This window comes from Bradyrhizobium sp. USDA 3311, from assembly GCF_054062495.1.
In genome coordinates, this window is record NZ_JBSSFI010000001.1 from 9,089,487 (window position 1) to 9,105,761 (window position 16,275).

General features: G+C 59.2%; 15 protein-coding genes. 11 read left to right on the top strand and 4 right to left on the bottom strand.

Features of this window, described 5'->3' with window-relative positions:
• Window positions 1-708 precede the first annotated feature (708 nt).
• Window positions 709-1,811 (bottom strand): IS3 family transposase gene (locus ACVWW6_RS43255; protein WP_172645944.1). Its coding sequence is split into 2 segments (ribosomal slippage): window positions 709-1,550 and window positions 1,550-1,811, totalling 1,104 coding nucleotides; the frame shifts between segments, so codons are not numbered across the junction.
• A gap of 45 nt (window positions 1,812-1,856) precedes the next feature.
• A protein-coding gene (locus ACVWW6_RS43260; RefSeq protein WP_456682935.1) for an IS3 family transposase occupies window positions 1,857-3,052 on the bottom strand; the annotation gives its coding sequence in 2 pieces (ribosomal slippage) (window positions 1,857-2,800 and window positions 2,800-3,052; 1,197 coding nt in all).
• A 571-nt stretch (window positions 3,053-3,623) separates the two neighbouring features.
• Between ACVWW6_RS43260 and ACVWW6_RS43265 the strand changes: the two genes are divergently transcribed.
• Complete coding sequence (locus tag ACVWW6_RS43265) at window positions 3,624-3,911, top strand: hypothetical protein (RefSeq protein ID WP_143279399.1); 288 nt, start codon at window positions 3,624-3,626, stop codon at window positions 3,909-3,911.
• A gap of 382 nt (window positions 3,912-4,293) precedes the next feature.
• Here the strand turns inward: ACVWW6_RS43265 and ACVWW6_RS43270 are convergent, their stop codons facing one another.
• Entirely contained in the window at window positions 4,294-4,521 is a 228-nt protein-coding gene (locus ACVWW6_RS43270; RefSeq protein ID WP_097669773.1) for a hypothetical protein, read from the bottom strand.
• Window positions 4,522-4,817: 296 nt separating this feature from the next.
• On the opposite strand from ACVWW6_RS43270, the gene ACVWW6_RS43275 reads away from it, so the two are divergent.
• The 10 genes from ACVWW6_RS43275 (at window position 4,818) to ACVWW6_RS43320 (ending at window position 13,127) form a co-directional block, all read left to right on the top strand.
• Window positions 4,818-5,201, top strand: coding sequence for a hypothetical protein (locus ACVWW6_RS43275; RefSeq protein ID WP_161536435.1), 384 nt, complete (start codon window positions 4,818-4,820; stop codon window positions 5,199-5,201).
• A 185-nt stretch (window positions 5,202-5,386) separates the two neighbouring features.
• Window positions 5,387-5,803, top strand: coding sequence for a hypothetical protein (locus ACVWW6_RS43280; RefSeq protein ID WP_456682936.1), 417 nt, complete (start codon window positions 5,387-5,389; stop codon window positions 5,801-5,803).
• Window positions 5,804-5,949: 146 nt separating this feature from the next.
• Entirely contained in the window at window positions 5,950-6,210 is a 261-nt protein-coding gene (locus ACVWW6_RS43285) for a hypothetical protein (protein WP_456682937.1), read from the top strand.
• A 104-nt stretch (window positions 6,211-6,314) separates the two neighbouring features.
• Window positions 6,315-6,443 carry a hypothetical protein gene (locus ACVWW6_RS43290; RefSeq protein WP_143279402.1) on the top strand — a complete coding sequence of 43 codons (129 nt, stop codon included), beginning with the start codon at window positions 6,315-6,317 and terminating at the stop codon, window positions 6,441-6,443.
• A 288-nt stretch (window positions 6,444-6,731) separates the two neighbouring features.
• The gene (locus ACVWW6_RS43295; RefSeq protein ID WP_271575554.1) at window positions 6,732-7,724 is read left to right on the top strand and encodes a PAS domain S-box protein; all 993 of its coding nucleotides are present in this window, start codon (window positions 6,732-6,734) and stop codon (window positions 7,722-7,724) included.
• Complete coding sequence (locus ACVWW6_RS43300) at window positions 7,697-7,972, top strand: ATP-binding protein (protein ID WP_456682938.1); 276 nt, start codon at window positions 7,697-7,699, stop codon at window positions 7,970-7,972. Before ACVWW6_RS43295 ends, ACVWW6_RS43300 begins: the two co-directional genes overlap by 28 nt.
• Complete coding sequence (fixJ, locus tag ACVWW6_RS43305) at window positions 7,969-8,574, top strand: response regulator FixJ (protein ID WP_456682939.1); 606 nt, start codon at window positions 7,969-7,971, stop codon at window positions 8,572-8,574. Before ACVWW6_RS43300 ends, fixJ begins: the two co-directional genes overlap by 4 nt.
• 1,984 nt (window positions 8,575-10,558) lie before the next feature.
• A complete protein-coding gene (locus ACVWW6_RS43310) occupies window positions 10,559-10,681 on the top strand; it encodes a hypothetical protein (RefSeq protein ID WP_245570234.1) in 123 nt (40 codons plus the stop codon).
• A gap of 154 nt (window positions 10,682-10,835) precedes the next feature.
• A complete protein-coding gene (locus ACVWW6_RS43315; RefSeq protein WP_456682940.1) occupies window positions 10,836-11,465 on the top strand; it encodes a hemerythrin domain-containing protein in 630 nt (209 codons plus the stop codon).
• Between the two features lie 1,374 nt (window positions 11,466-12,839).
• Window positions 12,840-13,127 (top strand): oxygen-independent coproporphyrinogen III oxidase, encoded by a 288-nt coding sequence (locus ACVWW6_RS43320; RefSeq protein ID WP_245570230.1) that lies wholly within the window; start codon window positions 12,840-12,842, stop codon window positions 13,125-13,127.
• 723 nt (window positions 13,128-13,850) lie between these two features.
• Here ACVWW6_RS43320 and metE read toward each other — a convergent pair.
• Window positions 13,851-16,196, bottom strand: a complete 2,346-nt coding sequence (gene metE, locus ACVWW6_RS43325; RefSeq protein WP_456682941.1) for a 5-methyltetrahydropteroyltriglutamate--homocysteine S-methyltransferase — start codon at window positions 16,194-16,196, stop codon at window positions 13,851-13,853.
• Between the last annotated feature and the right edge of the window lie 79 nt (window positions 16,197-16,275).

Consider the following 16,275-nt stretch of genomic DNA (forward strand, 5'->3'; position numbering starts at 1 on the left):
CGCCTTTCTATTCGAAGCTGAGCACGTAAACGAACATGTTCTGGAATGAGCGAGCCAAGCGCGATGAACCTGAACAGCTCCAACTCGGGGCAATCGACCCAAGGAAAAGCTCCAATACTTATCCTGAGGAAGCCGCAGCGCCGTGCGGCCGCTTTTCAAAAGAAACCTTGCTCCTTAACCCTAATGAAGGGAGATACCCGTTGCCGTCGACGCGGTAAGCAAGGTTCTCGACGGCATCCTGCCCAGAGTGTTTCGAAGAATGGATCAGCGTAGATCGCCGCGTTGGCTACGCGTGTGACGAGGTCTCAACTGCCGCCTTCGACCTATTTGAGATCAAACTACGTCGGTGGTAACCGCGCTGTTGGACATCTTGGCGAATGAGATCGCTCACTGAGCGCACCGCCCGCTTCTTTCGCTTCCAATTGCCGTCCAATCCCGCGGGGATCGCAAAGCCTCGCGGAACGACCAAAAGATCGTGTCTTCCGTTCAAATAAATATCGAACATGCCGTCCCTCGTTTGACACGAGCGTAGATCGCCGGCTCATCCATTTGGTGACATCGAAGCAACAGTCGTTTAAAGACTCTACGCGAGTTTTTTCCGGATTTTGACCTGCCACTGAGTTTTCATCCGGTGGCGGTTAGAGTCTCGGGGTTTTTGCAGCGAGACCGAACTTTGGACCACCCGGAACTAGAGTTTTGCGCCTCTGATCACGTTGGCGGGCTGGTGTCGCCGACGTGATTTTGCAGCAAAATCGGCGGCCGATTGCCGATCGCCCCGTGGGGCCGTTCTTCGTTATAGTATCTGCGCCAACTCTCCACCTTTTGCCGGGCATCCGCAAGGGACAGGAACCAGTGGGCGTTGAGGCATTCGGCCCGGAAGCGGCCGTTGAAGGCTTCGATGAAGGCGTTGTCGGTCGGCTTGCCGGGTCGTGAGAAGTCCAGCGTGACGCCGCGCTGGTAGGCCCAGAGGTCAAGATCGCGCGACACAAACTCGCTGCCTTGATCGACCCGGATCGTCGCCGGGAGTCCCACTTCATTGCAAACCCTTTCCAGCACCTCCACGACGTCGGTGCCGCGGAAGGTGAGCCGCGGCTCCAGTGCGGGCGAGAAGCGTGAGAAGATATCGACGATCGTGAGCACCCGGAGCTTGCCGCCGGTGGCCAGCTGGTCATGAACGAAGTCCATCGCCCAGATCTCGTTGACGCGCGTCGCGGGCCGTCGGTCGTCGCGCAGCTTGGCCTTGACCCGGCGCTTGGGCGATTTGTTGCGCAATTGCAGGCCCAATTCGCGATAGATGCGACGGGTCTTGTTCTGCCCGTGACGCCATCCCTCGCGGCGTAGCAACACGTGGACACGGCGATAGCCGTAGCGAACGCGCACATGGCAGATCTCCTTGATCCGAGCTTCGAGGGTCGCCTGGCCGGAGCGACGAGATTTGTAGTGGTAGGTCGAACGGTCGAACTCGAGGGCCGCACAGGCCTTGCGGATCGACACCTGCCACTCACCGCAAACCTCATCGACGAGCTTGCGCTTCCGGCCAGGCTTCACAGCTTTCGGCGGATCACGTCCTGCAGCATCTCCTTGTCGAGTGACAGATCCGCCACCAGCTTCTTCAGCTTGGCGTTCTCGTCCTCGAGCTGCTTCAGCCGGCGCATCTCGGTCGGCAACAGCCCGTCATACTTCTTCTTCCAATTAAAATAGGTCGCTTGGCTGATCCCGGCCTTGCGGCAGATGTCTGCAACCGGGACCCCGTCATTGCCCTGCTTCAAAATAAACGCCTTCTGGGCGTCCGAAAACTTCGAGGCCTTCATCGTCGTCCGCTCCTCCCAGCCGAGGGGATTTACGCAGCGCAGACTCTAGCCAAAATTGGTCCAGTTTTCCGGCCTCAGATCATTTTGTACGCCAAGTGGCGCGGGTGGAGCAACGGACGATCGGCGGAGCTGGTCGGGGTTGCGCAGCCGGTCGTCCGTTGCGGTGAGGTGGGCGGCATAGGCCGCGGGGGTCAGGTATTTCAGCGACGAGTGAGGCCGCTGGAGATTGTAGTCGGCAACCCAGTTGGCGATCTTGGCGCGAGCATCGTCGAGTTCGAAGAACAAGGTCTCGTTGAGCAGTTCGTCGCGCATCCGGCCGTTGAAGCTCTCGACAAAGCCGTTCTGCATCGGCTTTCCTGGTGCGATGAAGTGCCAGTCGATGGCTGCGTCCTTGCACCAGGCGAGCATGGCGTTGCAGGTGAACTCGGTGCCATGGTCGGACACGATCATTCCTGGCTTGCCGCGCCGCTCGACGATCGCCGTCAGTTCGCGGGCCACGCGCCGCCCCGAGATCGATGTGTCCGGAATGGCGCCCAGGCATTCCTTGGTGACGTCGTCGACGATGTTGAGGATGCGGAAGCGCCGACCGTTGGCGAACTGGTCGTGGACGAAATCCAGCGACCAGCGCGCATTGGGCCTCGCCTCGACCAGGATCGGGGCACGGGTCCCCACGGCCTTGCGGCGAGCCCGCCGCTTGCGGACGGTGAGCCCTTCTTCCCGATAAAGCCGGTAGATCCGGTTGATCCCCGAGGGCTCTCCCTCTCGCCGCAGCAGGACGAACAGCCGGCGGTAGCCAAAACGTCGCCGCTCGTTGGCGAGGTCACGCAGCCGGCCGCGTAGAGCAGCGTCCGGCGGACGGCTGGAGCGGTAACGGACCATCTTCCGATCCGCGCCCACGATCGAGCAGGCCCGCCGTTCCGACAGGCTCATGACGGCCTGCAGATGCGCGACAGCAGCGCGCTTGGCGGCGGGCCCTACCATTTTTTTGAAAGGAGCTCGCGAAGGGCGGCTGCATCGAGCATCTGCTCGGCAAGAAGCTTCTTCAGCTTCGCGTTCTCCTCCTCCAGGGCCCTCAGCCGCTTGGCCTCGGAGACATCCATGCCGCCGAATTTGGCCTTCCAATTGTAGATCGTCGCTTCAGAGATCCCGTGCCTGCGAGCCAGATCGGCCGTCTTCGCCCCGGCCTCATGCTCCTTCAACACCGCGATAATCTGCTCTTCCGTAAACCTTGCTCGCTTCATCTGTCCGTCCTTCTTCAGGCCGGACTCTAACTCCTTCTGGAGGAAATACTCAGTGGCAGGTCAATTTCGCCCGCACTTGAGCGTGCATACCGCAGAGCGCACCACGATATCGAGTGCACCAAAGGAACACAGAGCGGAGGCTCTGGCCCGCATTGGCGCGAACAGGCTGTAACAAGCGCCGCAGGGCCTAACCGGTGTCCATCAGTGACGCCGCTCTGGCGGGGCTGAGACGGCAGAATGTAGTCACCAAGGCGTCGGCCCCGATTCCGCGACCACCATCGCCGGTACGAAGCCCGTTGATGGGCGGCATCCTTCGGCTCGGGACGAAACGACCGTCGCCATCGCAGCAGCAATGAGCGCGAAACGCCATATCGCCGCGACCTGACGCGGCGCCTGTAAGCTCTCCAGAACCATCTTGAGCTTCTCGTCCTCGGACCAGCGCCGCCGTCGGCCTGTGTCCACTACTTCGAGCCGTTCGACTTGGGCACCGCGCCTATCACGGAGGGGTGGACACCCCCTCACAGCTTCCCTGGGCAAGGTGGCGGGTGCATGATTCGAAAAGGATGTTCCCATGTCAGGAGTTGGTACAATTGAATTGGATCTTGCGAAATACGTGTTTCAGGTACATGGCTCGGGTGTTTCAGCAGCCGTGATCTTCCGCAAGCAGCTGCGACGAGATAAGGTACTTAAGTTTTTTGCCACCCAGTCGGCCTCTACGGTTGCCATGGAAGCCTTGGCGAGCAGCCATCATTGGGGCGAGAGATCGCAAAATTGGGGCATCAGATTCGCCTCATTGCATTGGCCTTCTTTGAAAGCCGGCTTGCTCAGGAGTCAAGATTTTCGGCGAGGAACTGATTGAACGCGATCAATCGCGAAAGCGCAGCGGGAGGATATCTCACGACCGAACGCGCAGGGCCTTTTCGTTTGGGCAGTCTTTGAGCGGATTTGCATGGTTCTGCCTCTCGAGGTCGGCGGCGCAGCGGGTCTTGGCCTGAGGCAGGCCGCACACCCGCTGCAGATCGCGCAATACGTCTCCATGTGGCAGCAAGCGCATTCTCGAAAAAACCGGCAAGTCGAGGCGCTTGCTTAAGACTTCAGGAGAGTCCGGTTTTTGCGCCATGGTTCGAAAGGCGGATGTGGCAGATTGAGCTCACGTGCGATCGCATCGATGTCCTGATCACGCCTAGATTCACAGATTGACCCCACACTTCAAGTTGCAGGCTTCCCTGGCCAAAACCAAGCTACCCTCCCCATGCCGACGGCAATGCAGGCGGAGCGCGAAGCTCTATCACATCGGCGAAGACTGTCCAATCGCGGACACTCTTTTGCTTGCAGAAATCGGTCTCCGCCTGCTCTGCAGCAGCACTCAGCGAGGCGGCATCGACCTTGAACGCTGCCTGACAGGCACGATGTTCGTGGCCGGTATCGTCACGAACGGTCTTAATGAACCGAACGTTAAATGAAGGCATGACAGCCTCTTCCTGTTGGTTTACTCATCCACCATTCTGCCATTCGCGCCACAAGAGTATTTGATCTGCCTCAAGCAGCATCCCCAAGAGGTTGTCCGCTCCTCCGATCGAAATAAGGTCGAGACTTGGGTAACGCGGCGCGAGCGCTCCCGTCGGCCCGCAAACCCCGCAATAGCTCTCTGTGCAGCTTGGCGGACCGCACTCTGTTTTGAGCCGACGGACAGCGCCTTCTGGTCTGCTCATGCCCTCGACCGACAAAATTGAGTCGATGATCGAGGAACGTCTCGAAGAGACGATTGAGAACAGCATGCACCGTCACGCCCGAGATGCCGGCTATTGATCTCTATCGATCCCATACTCAACCGCTGGCAATATCGAACCTCGAGCCGCCGCGAACTTTGCACGCGATACTTGGTCTCACGAGGCATCGCCGCAAATACCGGGTCATTGGCCAATCACCGGGTAGAGCCATTTCTGACGCGCGCCGGCGGCCGGGGGCTATCGACGGCGAAACCTACGCGCACGTGATCATGGCCAATGAGGCGAACCGCCTCGATCTCGGTCCTGACGGTCCACCCTGCCGCCGCGACAGCAAAGCCGATGATCAGGCTTGTCACAGCCAGCGTTTCGATAAGCCCAAGGTTCAGGACTTCCGCGCGAAAGCCTATGGCTGGGATTAGCCCCGGCAAGGCTACCGACAATGCGAGGCGAGCGATCAAATTACCATCTGCTTGCCGGCTATCGCAGCATTGAGGACAAATGCTGTCGTGGCCCATCCGCGTGCGGTGCGCCTCAAATCAACCCTGCTACACGCTGGCGTGTCGCGGACCAACGCGACGCTCTGGCGGATCGCACGAGTTGTGACATGTCGCCTGCCAACGCGGGCCTGTCCGGCTCGCAGCGGCCGCTCGGGCTCGGCCATTCTGGACGCGCATCAGCTCTTTTTTTGACCTGTATCAATTACTGCGACGGCTGCCTACTGATACAAGTGATCTTCCAGTCCAAGGTCAGACACATGGCAGACAGAAAGACTTGGCGCCCCATCATCTTTTCATGTCAAGATACCGGCGACCTAGTTCAAGGACTGCTGCCGGACGCACCCGAACCGTGTGCCGATGACCTGCACCCGATAGCCTGCGTCGCTTGCGATGGCGCACTTCATCGACCTGCGGACCGGCGCGCGATGATCGGTGCCGAGCGCATCATCCGAATGGCGTCAAGCGATTTCCGGCATCTTCTCATTCTAGCTTGGGATGCCGCCCGCTCGCAAGGGCGCGGCTGAAGTCATCATAACCCAACGCCCCACGCTGACGCCGTGGGACAAGGAGATTCCTCACCAACGAAGGATGTTTCGACATGACGGACATTTGTCCCGCCGCGGGCCAAGTTGCGGGAGCGGCAGTCCAGTTTAACTTCTGCAGAACAGCGATGAATACCAACCGCCGAAGGCTCGAGCTGATCCAGATCGATTCGACCGAAGCCCGGGAGTTGTTTCGCAGCGCCAATCCTAATATTTCGGTCGGTGAGCGAATCAGGTCCCGGCACGATAGGTGCCACGGCGCCGCGGCCGATAAAACCCCGTTCACGGCTGACGCGATCGAGACCACGCGCCGCCTGGGCAATATTGGGCTGAGCCTGTTCGCACGGCGGCCAAGCGATCGCTTCCTTAGTGCCCAGAAGGTTGCCTGAATTTGTCAGCCCGCAGCGATGAACCCCGTTCAGGATCTAATGGCGACCTGACCTGGGAGCTACTCGAAACGGCGCCGCCCTTTGATCGAGATTTGGAGATTGCCGTGATCGAGGGTAACACCATTCACCGGGTGGTCTTTCCTTGCCGCCGGATCTTCGGCGGCTGGATCAAGGCCAAGACCGGAGAACACGTCACCGTGCAGCCGACGCACTGGCGCATCTGGCCGAGATAGCTGCGGCCATCCTGCACAATAGATTGGCGTGAGTTGAGACGCGGACTGCCTCCGGTGGCCTCTCGGGGGAAACAATGTAAAGTCGATCGAATGAGAGGGGCTGCGAGGAAACATGCCGGACCACATCTGGTACCGCTATGGCACTGCCGCGGCCGTCGCCGGGCTGGCTCTCGTACTGCGCCCAGCGCTAAATCGGTATCGTCCGGACCGCACGTTCACGATCATCTACCTTCCAGTGGTCGTTTTTGCCGCTCTCGCCGCGGCCGCGGACGGACCAACTTCGCTACCGTGCCCTGCCTCATCATCAGCGTGGCCTTTCTTGCGAAAGGCCTCATCACCGATTCCGCAAACATGATCAATATCGCGGAATTCGCGGTACTTGGCCCCCTCCTTGGCTTCATGGGCAATCGGCTGCGGCGGGAATCAGAGCAGGCGCGGTATAGGCTAGCCCTTCTGCAGTTGATCCTGAACACCGTGCCGGAAGCCATGATCGTGATTGACGAGAAGGGCATCATTCGCTCGTTCAGCGCCGCGGCAGTGCGTTTATTTAGTTGCTCTCCGGACGAAGTCGTCGGAACGAATGTATCCAGGCTGCTGCCGGAGCCCTGCCGCGCCGAGCATGACCACCACATCGAACGTTATCTGAGCAATGGCGAGCGGCACATCATCGGCATCGGCCGCATCGTGGTCGGTGAACGGAGCGACAACTCGACCTTTCCGATGGAGCTTGCCGTCGGTGAGGCCAAAGTGCGCGGCGAACGGTTCTTCGGTTTCATCCCAAATCTCACCGAACGGCGAGCGCAGAAACGGCGCTTGCAAGAGCTGCATTCTGAACTCGTGCACGTGTCGCGGCTGACCGCCATGGGTGAGATGGCATCGTCTATTGCCCATGAGATCAACCGGCCGCTCTCCGCAATTACAAACTACATGCGCGGCACAAAGGCTCTGCTGGCGCCCGACAAGCCGGACGCCAATCGCATTGCTGGCGCACTCGAACACGGCGCCCAACTGGCTCTGCGCGCCAACGCTGTCATCAAGCGCCTGCGGGAATTCGTTGCCAAGGGCGAGACGGAGCACACGGCGGAGAATCCGCTCACGCTCCTTGAAGAGGCTGTGGCTTTGCCCCTAGTCGGCGCCAAAGTGCAAGCCGGGCGCGTGGCCATCCGCAGCGACCGCAATCTGCCATCAATGATTGTCGACAAGATCCAGATCCAGCAGGTCGCGCTGCACCTGATACGCAATGCAATCGAGCCATGGCTTCCTGCCCGCGCCGCGAATTGACCTTTGAACTTGCCAAGGTCGACAGGTTTGCCGTTGCTGATAAGGGCCCCGGCACCAGCCCTGATATCGCCGACCGCTTGTTCCAGCCCTTTGTCACGACCAAAGAGCATGACATGGGTGTGCGGCTATCAATCTGCCGGACGATCATCGAGTCACATGGCGGCCACATTGTCCCGGAAGCGAATTCGGGCGGCGGCACGATCTTTCAGTTCACCGCGCCATTTGCGGAGCTTAGTGAAGAGACATGATTGGCCAGCGCATTCTTGTGATCGACGATGACGCGGCGATGCGGGAATCGCTCGCGTTTCTGCTTGATGTTAACGGTTTCTACGTAGCAACCTATGAGACGGCGACCACCTTTCTCAATGACGTCGCGAGCGGTCCGGTTGACTGCATTGTGTCAGACATCCGCATGCCCGGTATGAGCGGTCTCGAACTGGTCCGCAAAGTGAAGGCCGATCGCGTCGACTGCCCCGTCGTCCTGATAACTGGTCATGGCGACGTATCGCTCGCAGTCGAAGCGATGAAAGCGGGTGCGGTCGACTTCATCGAGAAGCCGTTCGAGGAGGAGGTGCTATTGCGTGCGATCAATAGTGCTTTGGAAGCGCGGCCAACAAGGCAAGTCGATGACGCAGCGAAACTACAGGCGGAAGCCCGCCTCGCGGAACTCTCGTCGCGCGAGCGTGACGTCCTGCAGGGACTATTAGCCGGCAAGATTAACAAGGTGATCGCCCATGATCTCGGCATCAGTCCCCGGACAGTCGAGGTTTACCGTGCGAACCTCATGGCCAAGATCAATGTCCGCAGCATGTCCGAGTTGATGCGGATCGCCATTACCGCGGGACTCTAGCAGCAGCGCAAATGGCGCGAATGGCTGATTCCTGCATTCAAGCTGCGCAGTGCAGACGACGAACGGAGGGTTTTTCGGGCGCACGGCACCGAGCCGATCATGTTTTCGGTGACGGCTCCCGATGCAACACGGAGAACGGCATAGTTCGGCAATATATTGGTCCATCCTCCAACGGAGCTCCCGGTGCGGGCTGCAGTAAACAATTCGATTTCCTTCGCATATTGGGCACGGGTGCGCATTTTGACGCTATGGCGATCGGTTACGAGAGGACCATCATTCAGTGATTGCGCTAGGCTGGTCGGCAGTCACTTCGGTGTTCGAAATCAAACGGTCGCGTGCGTTGGAGCGGGCCGAAGCGGCACTTCGGGTCTTTGATCTGCGGGCACGGAACCGCCGGCATACCAGCGCACTGAGTGGGGTTCCGGCCGAGGCGCGCCGGATTATCTGCACGAGCGCGCGGGTCTACGACCTAGCCATCGTCACGCAACCTCAGAGGGGCTACGACAGCCACGATAACTCTATTCCGTTCGCCAGTCCGGCGACCCTGTTTTTTACCGGCCATACATCTTCCATGGCGCTTTTTCGATCAGACGAATCGGGATTTGCTCGGGCGGCAGGCGCCGTGCGGCCCGCGCGTTGCACGACCCGATGCCGCTGCTATGTAAAGCAGACGCCCTCACCATCGTCGCGACCGCCGCTCCGGACAAGGTCCCGCCGGAAAGTTCCACCGCCTGTCTGGGTTAGTACCTTGCAAAGCCAGGACTTACTGCAAAGGTCGTCTCACTCCCGACATCCCGGTCAGCGCAGCGCGCCCGCCTATCGCTTGCGGCGGACGAAAGCCTCGACCTGCTGGTGATGGGCGGATACGGCCGCTCTCGGCTCAAGAAAGGCTGCTCGGCGGTATCGCGGGAGATATGCTTCGTGCAATCTACCATCCCAGTCCTGATGTCACAATGAGGGCAAGAATTTCAGATACGGTCAAAACGCCGTCGCAATCGGCGCAATGGCGACGCCAGGCGCGCATCAGGAACAGGAGTGCCGTCTGTCCGGAGCCCTCACGGTTCGCCGGCGCTCCATCGACGAGGTGCGGCCGAGCCCACCGGTGATGCCCCGAGCTTAGCTTCAAGCCAGGCCAGTCACGATTTCCTCCGGCTTCAAAAACGCGGGAGAGTCGGCAAGGCCGGCCGTTGCGCCAGGTCAATATGTCACGCGAGCCAAGCACTATGATCCGGGTGGGCCCCAACTCGGTCCACATGCGCAAGTATTGCATGATCATCAAGCACGTCGACCACGTCGGCCTGCGTACATCGATCAGGATGCTGTCAATATCCGCATCGTCACCTCCGCGGCCGACCGATGCTGACGAGCATCAGAGTCAAGGCGAGCGAACAAGACTTCCTGCGGCGAGCCGAAAGTGGCGGTGGACGCCCGCGTTCGACTTGGCTGGCGCTCTTTACGGGTGCGGCCGTGCGCTTCCGACTGTTCCCATGGTCGCGGCCGACGAAGCCAGCATGCAGATTCCTAATCCGATTTGAGCATGTTTGAGCAACCAAGGGACCGCGCCGCGGCGCCCATACGAGATGCCCTCCTCACGGGACTTACGTGTAAATACTTAGGGGCTTCTACCTAGGGAAAACATCCAAATTCCCCAGTTCGTCAAGAGCAGTCAATCTGACTCCCATCGCCGCGAGGCCGGAGCAAGCCATATCTCTTCGGCCGGATCGATTTTTGAGGCACAGCTGCTGATGGTGAAGCGTACCGCCCTCATTGTTCGCGCCACTCATGAGAGGGAGCTAACATGGGAGCTGTGGGACGCGATGGCGCTTGAGCTCCGCCGCTTTCACGAACATATGATGCTCCTGATCAGCAGCGCTGAAGACCGGATCGTCGCCTTCCTGCTCGATATGTCTCGCCGCGCTATGAAGAACGCTGCCATCGAACTGCCCAGTCACGGCAGGAGGTCGTCGATTATCTTGACTTCACGATCGAACCGGTGTCGCGCACCTTTACCCAACTTGAGCAGAATGGCGTGATCGCCCTGCCGACATCACGCCGACTGGAGCTTCGTACAGATTGCCCAGGAGCTTTGTGCAAAAACCTAGGTTAAGTTGATTTATGCCAGCTCGAATTGAAGCGCGCTACGTTTTTGCGTCGAACAGCGCTGACAAATTGCAGCGCAGAAGGACACCGAATTCGGCTTAGGCGATCTGGCAAATGGCAGAAACGTGTCCAGCCTACATTGTTCCTCTAGGAGTATGGCAATGATCATCGATCTTTTGGTTCGAGAGCATCGCAATATTGATCTGCTTCTGGTCGCTCTTCAACGCGAATTGGAGATTTTTGAGAAAGGGATCCGTCCCGACTATGAGGTCATTCGCGCGATTATCAGCTATTTCGAGGTTTACCCGGAGGTGTACCATCATCCACAGGAAGACTTGATTTTTTCCAAGCTCAAGGTTCGCGATCCGGATGCGGCTGCAATCGTCGGCGATCTCGCGCTTGAACACCAGGAAGTCGTCGACCGTTTGCATCACTTCGCTCAAGCTATTGATGCCATCCTCGCGGATCGTGAAGTCCTTCGGCAAAACGTCGGCAATATCGTACGCGACTTTATAGTACGCGAGCGGCACCACATGATGTGGGAAGAACGAGATTTCTTTCCCGCCGCCCTGAAGGCTCTCTCGGCTCAGGATTGGACCGAAATCGCCTCCGCCCTCACCGATGATGGAGATCCGCTATTCAGCGAGACAGCGACAGCGACTTCCGATGCACTAAGAGCGCATATTTTGCAATTGGAGCAAGAAGCTGAGTCCGAACGGAGCTCGGTCGCGTTGTCGTCCGCCAAGGCCGGCAACCCGCGACACGGCGCCGAGACGGATGGGGCGTATTGACCGCTGCCGTTTCACAGCAGGAAGTGGACCTCATGCTTGGGGGTGCTCACCGGCGCGCAGGCTGCCGTACTGCGAATATGGCTTCGGCGCAATAATCGCTTCCTCGACCACCGGTGCAAACGGCATGGCCGAACTTCCTGAGGTTTTGTTCCGGCACGTTCCACACTGGGACCGTTGCAGGTTCGGCATGCGCAGTAATATCGCACTAAACGGACGCCTCTCATTTCCGCCGACCGATAAGGACGGACGATAGCGGCCTCGGGGGCGGCGAAACACTCCCATTCCTTCCCCGCCCGGCATGCTCTGAATCATCCTGGTTCGGCTCACTGGACGCCAACTGCCACGTCCCGGTACGTTCAGCACGAACAGCAAGGCGTTGGGTGTCGATCGCCTCGCCCAGTTCTAGCGGGATTGGATCACAACGAGCTGTGGGGCTCCGCATCGTAAGGATGCTCATTCCCGGCGTGTGACCGCTTCATCGGAATCCAAGATACGATGTATGCCGCGTGCAGCATGCCCTACCAATTGCGCTGTGGAGTGGCCATAGCCATCAGCAAGACAGATATTTTGAGGCAGCGCAAAGCTTCTCCGGGCGTGTCCGATAATCGGACCCAGAAAGCAAGAAAGGCATCCGAATGCGACCGGACCTGGCACAATCCTAAGGGCAGCATCGCCTACCGCGCTACACCAGCTATCTGACGTCCCCGCATTTCTCAGCGTCAGTTCGCGAATTGGACCATCAAGCGTGGCTCAAGTCCTTGGGCGGGCGGCAATCCGCCTCGATCTACGTGCACCTGCATTTGGTCGAAGCATGTGCTGATACAGCGGCTGCCAGACGTCAGTCACGAAACGCGGCGAGCCGATCGCGACTATGCCTTCGGTCGATCGGTCACGCCGCGCCCGCGTCGGCCGGATCAATTTCGACCTGCTCTATGGCCTGTCCCGGCAGACAGTAAGCCTATATGCCTGGACAGCCAAATGCCTCGAGTTGCATCGGACCGGTTTGCCGCCTTTGGTACGCGCACATTCCTCCATTCAAAAAGCACCAACGCAAGATCGACGAATTCACTCTGCCGGACAGTGTCGAGCGCTACCCCCATTCGAAACGATCGCGGAAGCTTTAGTTGATGCTGGATACGTACGCATCGGCATCGATCACTTTGCTCTGCCGCACGAAAGTCTTGCCCGGGCGAGGCAGAAAGGCAGGCTGAAGAGCAACTTCCAGGGCTATACTGACGATTGCGCGGACGCCCTCATTGGTCTCGGCGCGGGCGCCATCGGGCGCATGCAACAAGGGTTCGCGCGAACGCTGTCTCGGCAAAGGACTACCTTGCTCTCATCACCGAGGATCGGCTCGCCACCGCAAAGGGCTATTTGCTGACGGATGAGGATCGCTTTCGCGCCGAGATCATCGAGCAAATCATGTGCGACATGGCAGTCGATCTCTCAGAGACATCCCGTCGTCACGGTCTGGATCCGAAGTTCGCCGTCGTCGATCGTTCTCGAATAGACAGCCTTATTGCAGATGGGGTCGTGCTGATTGACGATGCCCGGCTTTCCGTAGCTGATGGCGCAGAGTTCCGGTTCCTGGTCCGCAGCGTCGCATCGTCGTTCGACGCTCATCTTCCTCGGTGCGGGGCTACACACAGTCCGGCGGTCTAAACCGGCTGCGCCGAGCCGAGTCGTGTCGGGTTCGAAATCGCCATCACTTAACTGGCCTATTTTTGGCGCAGGACCACACTCACTTCTGAGTAGCACCCTATTGGCACCCGCCACCTTCAAGTTCGTGACGTTCTCTAACTCGTCCGCTCATAGAGCTCAAACACAGGCCCAAGCCGAAACTGACTATCGGTGGAACCGGTCGACCGACGACTGCCTTAATCAGGGTCCCAATCAACAGTAGCCGCTCATGCATTCGTACATTTGCGAGATCCTTTGAGCCCGGTTTTTCGTATCGCCGCGGTGATCAAGCATATCGTTTCCAGCCAGGAAGCGCACCAATTTGCGGGTGGCCCCCGCGGCGACCGCCGGCATCACTGCCCCTCGTTGCCGACGTGCTCATGAGCTACAAACCTTCGTGTAGACTTCTAAAACTCAGGCTATACGGTCGCATACCACAGCATAATTGAGCTTACGCTGAGCTTGTGCTTTAACTGGGCTCAGATTTTCGGCGAATGTCCTCGCCGTGATCGAACCGTCGGCTGTCCTCCCTCCGCCGATGGAAGTCGGCGCGATGCGCCAGCGGTCGTTCCTCCCAGACTTTCCTTCCGCCCGGCCCGCCAAGGCCGGGCTTTTTTTTGCGTTCCCAAGGCTCCCTCGAGATTATCGAGAGCGCAAATGACCACAAGCGGATCAGCTTTGTCGAGAAAAGGCCCAGGCCCGCGATCAACGGCCTAGCGGATCGGATGCAGCGCGCAATTCGCGGGCGGCAGCGACCATGTTCGCTAGCGCCGGCCGAACCTCCTCCCATTTGCGCGTCTTCAGGCCGCAGTCCGGATTGACCCAGAGCTGCGAATCCCGCAGCCGTGCCCGAGCCAATGCCATCAGCTCCTTCATTTCGCCCGTCTCGGGAACACGTTGAGAGTGGATGTCGTACACGCCTGGCCCGATCTGATTTGGATATTCGTAGTTCCTGAACGCGTCGAGTAGTTCCATTTTCGAGCGCGACGTCTCGATCGAGATGACATCCGCGTCCATTGCAGCGATCGCACTCATGATGTCGTTGAACTCCGAGTAGCACATATGCGTATGAATTTGCGTTTGATCGGCGACGCCAGATGAGCAGATGCGGAAGCAATCCACGGCCCAGTCGAGATAAGCCGTCCACTCCGATCGACGCAACGGCAATCCTTCGCGGAGTGCAGCTTCGTCGATCTGGATCATGGTCGCACCAGCGTTCTCGAGATCGCGGACTTCGTCTCGGATCGCGAGCGCAATCTGGCGGCAGATCTCGCTTCTGGGAATATCATCGCGAACAAAGGACCAGTTCAAGATCGTCACCGGTCCGGTCAACATCGCCTTCATCGGCTTCCTGGTTAGTGATTGCGCGTAGCGCCACCACTCCACGGTGATCGGCTTCGACCGCAAGACATCGCCAAACAGGATCGGTGGCCTGACGCAGCGCGAGCCGTAGGATTGCACCCATCCGTTCGTGGTAAATGCGAAGCCGGCGAGGTGCTCGCCGAAGTACTGCACCATGTCATTGCGCTCAAATTCGCCATGCACGAGGACGTCAAGACCGATATCCTCCTGCCAACGTACGGCGCGCGCAGTCTCCTCCTTGAGGAACCGGTCGTATTGCTCGTCGCTCATCGCGCCTCGTGCATGCGCTGCACGGGCATTCCGGACCTCTGTGCTCTGCGGAAACGATCCGATCGTCGTGGTAGGGAAAGCCGGTAGTCCGAAACGATTGCTTTGGATCTCGGCACGACGGGCAAATGGGCTGGCGCGCCGGCGCATGGTCTGGTCGATCGCTCTCATCCGGACAGCGACATTGGCATCACGGATTTTCGGGGAAGTCCGGCGGACAGTCGCGGCACATTCCGACTCGGCAAGAGCTAGCGCAGCATTCTGGTCGCCTGCGAGTGCCCGCGCCAGGGTTGCAAGCTCACGCATCTTCTGAACCGAGAAAGCAAGCCAACGCTTGACGTCGGAAGCGAGTCCGGTCTCGAGTTCAACATCGACCGGCACATGAAGCAGCGAACAGGATGGGGCGATCTGTACACGATCCTTGCCAAGCTTCGCAATCGCGGGTTCCAGCCGCTGCCGGAGCGACGACAAATTCGACCGCCATACATTCCGGCCGTCGATGACACCGAGAGACATGACAAGATCACTTCGGCCGCCAGCGATGATCTGATCCAATAACTCTGGCGCTCGAACCAGATCGAGGTGCAGTCCGGCAACTGGAAGGCTCAAGGCGGTGTCCAGATTGTCGCCTAGGTCGCCGAAATAGCTGGCAACCATGATCTTGATGGCCGGCCCCTCCTTCGCGAGCCGGTTATAAGCATGTAGCAAGGATTTTCGCGCCACCTCGCCCAGATCAAGAACCAGGCAGGGCTCGTCGAACTGAACCCACTTTGCCCCGCGTTTGGCCAATTCCTGCAGGACCTCGATATAGACCGGTATCAGATCGTCCAGTAGCGAGAGTGGCTGGAACGCAGGATCGGCACTCTTGCCGAGCTTTAGGAATGTGACCGGCCCGATCAGGACAGGGCGGGTCTGGAAGCCAAGGGCCTTAGCTTCCTCATACTCCTCGATCGGCTTGCGAGAGCACAGTCTGAAAGTCTGTCCCCCGTGAAACTCGGGGACCATGTAGTGGTAGTTGGTGTCGAACCACTTGGTCATCTCCTGCGCGGGTGCGCCAAATCCGCGCGGTCCGTGACCGCAACTCGCATCCTGGTCGTCGCATTGTGAACCGCGGGCCATGGCGAAGTACGTCTTGAGCGAAACGGACTCGGCTTTCGAGGCGTAGATGCCCGGGATGGCGCCAACCATGACACTTGTGTCGAGCACCTGGTCATACAGCGAGAAATCGTTCGATGGAATCACCGTGACGCCGATAGAATTCTGACGAGCCCAGTTCGCGGCACGCAGGCCAGCTGCGTCCTCGAGCAACTGCTGTTCGCTGCTTTTTCCGGCCCAATAGCTTTCGAGAGCGCGTTTGAGCTCGCGCCTTGGACCCATGCGTGGCGTTCCGAGCGTGGCAACCGGAAGGGAGAGAAGAGACATAGCGTTAACCCCATGTTGGGGGCAAAGGCCATGGCGGACGCAGGCAGGGGAAGTCGCGCGTGCGACGGCTGCTTAGCGC